The sequence below is a fragment of the Streptomyces flavofungini genome, from assembly GCF_041028215.1.
Classification (GTDB): domain Bacteria; phylum Actinomycetota; class Actinomycetes; order Streptomycetales; family Streptomycetaceae; genus Streptomyces; species Streptomyces flavofungini_B.
In genome coordinates, this window is record NZ_JASKYR010001314.1 from 1 (window position 1) to 1,022 (window position 1,022).

Annotated in this window: 2 protein-coding genes and 1 pseudogene; all 3 read left to right on the forward strand. The window is 74.7% G+C overall.

Annotation, left to right across the window (positions count from 1 at the left end; genetic code table 11):
- A pseudogene (locus AB8Z36_RS40705) lies at positions 1-316 on the forward strand (hypothetical protein); the annotation flags it as partial.
- Complete coding sequence (locus AB8Z36_RS40710; RefSeq protein WP_369218377.1) at positions 271-687, forward strand: hypothetical protein; 417 nt, start codon at positions 271-273, stop codon at positions 685-687. The pseudogene AB8Z36_RS40705 and the gene AB8Z36_RS40710, both read left to right, overlap by 46 nt.
- Before the next feature lie 96 nt (positions 688-783).
- A partial coding sequence (locus AB8Z36_RS40715; protein ID WP_369218378.1) for a pyridoxal-phosphate dependent enzyme occupies positions 784-1,022 on the forward strand: 239 nt, incomplete at its 3' end.

The following is a 1,022-nucleotide window of genomic DNA, read 5'->3' on the forward strand; positions in this document are numbered from 1 at the left end:
TCCGCGCCCCGCGCCCCGCGCCCCGCGCGCCGTGGTGGCGGCCGGGGCCTGGACCACCCCGGTCCTCGACGCCCTCGACCCCGAGCTGCCGGTCGTCCCCGTCACCGGCCCCGAGCCGTGGACCTCGGTGCTCCGCACCCCCAACCGGGCGTACGCGTGCGGGCTGCACGCCGTTCCCCAGGCCGACGGCAGTCTCTACCTCGGCGCCAGCGCCCACGCGGCCCTGGACGGCCAGCCCATCATCGGCCCACACTCAGGGAAGGACTGTGCGTGGCGCCGGGTACGCACCGCGACGGACTGCACACCTCCCTGCTGATCGCCACCCTGCTCGCCGACGCCCTCCTCGACACCACCGCCCCCGGCGGCCCGCTGCCGGAACCCCTGACCGCGTTCGCGCCGTGCCGCGAGCTGATCGCCGACCTCACCGGCAAGGAGGCGGCCGCGGAAGCCGCCGTCCACCACGCGGCACTGGCCGCGGAGGCCCGGATGCGACCCCCGCTGACCTGCGCCTGGCCCCAGGCACTGCCCGACGCCTACGCCGATCTCATGGACCGCGCCTACGCGGCCATGCCCGAGGGCTACGTCCCGCCCCCGGACCTCGCCCCACTCGCCTACGAGAGCACAGGACCTGCCCTCGCGGAGCTGGCGGACTCCTATCTGGGCCGCGGGGACCGGGCGTCACGGTGATGCCGCCGTCGCGGTGATCCGGACGACTGCCCTCCCCGCGATCACCCACGTATCGTGCTGACGCATACGGTGGGCGAGACATCCTGGAGGGGCGCCATGGTCGGTGTTGAGGACTTGGAGAGCGCGGCGGCGCGGATCGCCGGGCATGTGGTGCGCACTCCCACGCTGCCCAGTCCGGGGCTGACCGCGCTGCTGGGGGTGCCGGTCACGGTCAAGCTGGAACTGTTGCAGCGCACCGGGTCGTTCAAGGCACGGGGCGCCGTCGCGAAGCTGCTCGACCTGACTGACGAACAGCGCGCGGCAGGCGTGGTCGCCGTGTCCGGCGGGAACCACGG